The following is a 3,357-nucleotide window of genomic DNA, read 5'->3' as shown; positions in this document are numbered from 1 at the left end:
ATTGCATCCATGCTAAATTTAGGCAATCTAAAACTAGGAATTGCAAACCACCTAGCCCCGCTAGCTGCTGTTGTATCCACTAGATTAAGTGTAAAGCTCACTACTAGCCCTATAAAAACTGCTATTATTACACCAAATTGCTTTATACTACCCTTTGCAAATTGATTTATACATATAGCTATAGCTAAAGTAAGTATTGCAACTGGTAGATATGTCATAGCCATATTAATTGCTGAAGGAATTAAATTTAAACCTATAACTGCTATCATCGCCCCTGTAACTTGAGGTGGAAAATATCTTTTTACCTTTTCTACACCTATAAGCTTTATTACTAGAGACATCACTAAATATAAAAATCCTGCTACTATAACTCCTCCTTGAGCATAAGCCAAATCTCCATTAAAAGCCTCTGAAACCTGATTTATTACTCCTATAAATGCAAAACTTGAACCTAAAAATACTGGTACCTTCCAATCTGAACAAAAATGGAATATTAATGTTCCTACTCCTGCACAAAAGATTGCCACCGATGGATCAAATCCAGTCAATAAAGGAACTAATACAGTCGCTCCAAACATGGCAAGCAAATGTTGAAGTGATAAAGCCGCTTTTTTCATAAATGACCTCCTAATTTTATTTTGTAGAAATCCATTTCTACTCTTTTATTTTCACAGAATCCTCTCCATCTATTTCCAAAAGTTCAACAGAGATTATCTCCTGCTTTGACGTTGGTACATTTTTGCCTACATAATCTGCCCTTATAGGAAGCTCTCTATGACCTCTATCAACTAATACAGCTAATTGTATAGCCTTTGGTCTTCCTATATCCATAAGTGCATTTAAAGCTGATCTAACTGTTCTGCCTGTATATAAAACATCGTCCACTAAAACTACAGTTTTTTCATTTATATCAAATTTTATATTTGTTCCATTTATTATTGGATCTGATTGAATTTTTTTTAGGTCATCTCTATATGAGGTAATGTCCATTTCTCCTGTGATTACTTTTTTACCTTCGATTTTTTCTATTCTATTTGCTATTCTATTTGCTATAGGTATTCCTCTAGTCTTTATTCCTATTAAAATGACGTCTTCTATACCCTTGTTTTTTTCTATTATTTCATGGCTTATTCTAGTAATAGCTCTAGCTATTGCTTTTTCGTCCATTAATTTTGCCTTTTCTATCATTTTGCCCTCCTACTAAAAAAACTTCCCATCACAAGACAGGAAGTTTATACTTTATATACACAACAAAAAAGTATATCTATCCTTATGATATCTCTGTATCAATTAAAGGTATATCTATATTTTTTATGATTCTCTTCAATTTTCAATTATTTGTCAAATATTATTTTTTTCTTTAAATACAATTATATATTTTTAGTATTTTTATTTCAACACTTATTTTAATTTACCAAGTATTTCCAAAAAATATGAAGGCAATTCTGAGTTAAATTCTACATATTGTTTAGTTGTAGGGTGTATAAATCCCAGCTTTCTCGCATGTAATGTCTGCCCTGTGCATTTTATTTTAGAATTTTTAGGTCCATATACAGGATCCCCTAAAAGCGGATGACCAATGCTTGCTGCATGAACTCTTATTTGATGGGTTCTACCTGTCTCTAATGTCGCCTTCATATGAGTAAAATTATCATATCGCTTTATAACCTCGAAATGAGTTACAGCTCTCTTTCCATCCTTCACAATTGCCATTTTCAATCTGTCCTTTGGATTTCGTCCTATTGGCTTGTCTACTGTGATTTTTTCTTCTTTTACTACTCCATGGCATACAAATTCGTATTCTCTAGTTATCGAGTGGTCTTTTAATTGCTCTGCCAAAAAGTTATGTGCATTGTTGTTTTTAGCTATCATTAAAATCCCAGAAGTATCCTTGTCTATTCTATGTACTATACCTGGTCTTATTACTCCGTTTATTGAAGATAGATTGTCCTTGCAATGGTATAGTATTGCGTTTACTAGTGTGTTTTCGTAGTTACCAGGTGCAGGATGTACTACCATATTCTGTGGTTTATTTACTATTAGTAAATCATCGTCCTCGTATACTATATCTATAGGTATATTCTGTGGCTTTATTTCTAAAAGCTTAGGAGCCGGTATTTCTATAACTATATGATCATCTTCTTTGACTAGATATTTAGGCTTTTCTATTTTTCCATTTACATTTACCTTTTTATCCTTTATTATCTTTTGGATATAGCTTCTAGACATGTCCCCTAGCTGTGATGATAGATATACATCTAGTCTATCTCCCTCTTCTTCTCCTAAAACTAAAAATTCTCTTATTTCATCTTGATTTATATTTTTATCCATATTTCTCGTTTCTCTTTCTCAATCCTATTTATATTTTTAATTTTTTTGCTTATTATCGCTAATTATAACATATACACATAATAAAAATGTACCTACTACAATAAAGCAGTCTGCCAAATTAAAAACGTAATTCCATATAAAAACAAAATCAAAATAATCTACAACATAATCTAGCCTGATTCTGTCTATTAAATTACCCAATGCCCCTGCTATAATAAGTACAACTGAAAGCTTACCTAATTTTGAAGATATTTTATTTGAATGTAAAAAATAAAGTCCTATTATAGATGCTACCAAGGCTACGACTATAAACGCCCATTGGTTATTTTGAAATAGCCCAAATGCTGCTCCCCTATTTTCCACATAAGTTAGATTAAAAACGTCGTTTATTACACTAATACTTCCTTTATACTGTAAATCGTTTAGAGCCCATGCTTTTATAATTTGATCAAATGCGATCAAAAGTGCTATTGCTAATTCGTACATTTTTTCCTCCTAAAAAAGTATTTTCCTACATTATACCTAAAAAACACCTTTTATAAAAGAGATGCGGAAATTTAATCTCGTTTTAGTTTTATTTTTTTAGATGCTCCATAAGCTCTGAAATAGTTACAAATTTATAGCCCTTTTCCTTTAGCTTTGGAATGACTATCTCTAGAGCTTGTATTGTCTGAGATTTATTATTTCTGACTGTATTGTAATCGTGTAGTATTATTATATTTCCATTTTCAACCTTGCTCTCTATTGTATTTACCATGTTGTTTACTCCTGGATTAGACCAGTCTCTTACATCTATATTAGACCATAGAACTATATTCATATTTTTTTCTTTTACTATTTTGCATAAATCTCTGCTCAAAGCTCTATAAGGAGGTCTAAAAAGTGTAGGATATTCTCCAGTCACATCTTTTATGACCTCTTGAGTATTTGTAATTTCTTCTTCTATTTCTTCATATGTCTTTTTAGATGCATTGATATGAGTAAATGTATGATTTCCTATTTCATGCCCCTCTTCTTTTTCTCTTT

At 31.3% G+C, this 3,357-nt stretch carries 5 protein-coding genes; all 5 read right to left on the bottom strand.

The features are described 5' to 3' along the window. The coding region (locus ACI3VO_RS10540) for a solute carrier family 23 protein (protein WP_439757882.1) at positions 1 to 617 on the bottom strand (617 nt) is incomplete at its 3' end. A 37-nt stretch (positions 618 to 654) separates the two neighbouring features. Next, a complete protein-coding gene (pyrR, locus tag ACI3VO_RS10535) occupies positions 655 to 1,188 on the bottom strand; it encodes a bifunctional pyr operon transcriptional regulator/uracil phosphoribosyltransferase PyrR (RefSeq protein WP_439757881.1) in 534 nt (177 codons plus the stop codon). A 213-nt stretch (positions 1,189 to 1,401) separates the two neighbouring features. Beyond that, positions 1,402 to 2,331 (bottom strand): RluA family pseudouridine synthase, encoded by a 930-nt coding sequence (locus tag ACI3VO_RS10530; RefSeq protein WP_439757880.1) that lies wholly within the window; start codon positions 2,329 to 2,331, stop codon positions 1,402 to 1,404. Positions 2,332 to 2,367: 36 nt separating this feature from the next. Beyond that, positions 2,368 to 2,817: a signal peptidase II gene (gene lspA / locus ACI3VO_RS10525; RefSeq protein ID WP_439757879.1), complete on the bottom strand. Its 450-nt coding sequence runs from the start codon at positions 2,815 to 2,817 to the stop codon at positions 2,368 to 2,370. An 88-nt stretch (positions 2,818 to 2,905) separates the two neighbouring features. After that, positions 2,906 to 3,357 (bottom strand): polysaccharide deacetylase family protein (locus ACI3VO_RS10520; protein WP_439757878.1); only part of this gene is annotated, 452 nt, incomplete at its 5' end.

Origin of the sequence: Intestinibacter sp. (assembly GCF_051866655.1) — a bacterium.
Lineage (GTDB): Bacteria > Bacillota > Clostridia > Peptostreptococcales > Peptostreptococcaceae > Intestinibacter.
This window is presented reverse-complemented; position numbering and strand designations above follow the sequence as displayed.

Coding starts and splice junctions, on each gene's coding strand:
- pyrR (WP_439757881.1), bottom strand. CDS start 1,188: ATGATAGAAAAGGCAAAATTAATGGACGAAAAAGCAATAGCTAGAGCT.
- ACI3VO_RS10530 (WP_439757880.1), bottom strand. CDS start 2,331: ATGGATAAAAATATAAATCAAGATGAAATAAGAGAATTTTTAGTTTTA.
- lspA (WP_439757879.1), bottom strand. CDS start 2,817: ATGTACGAATTAGCAATAGCACTTTTGATCGCATTTGATCAAATTATA.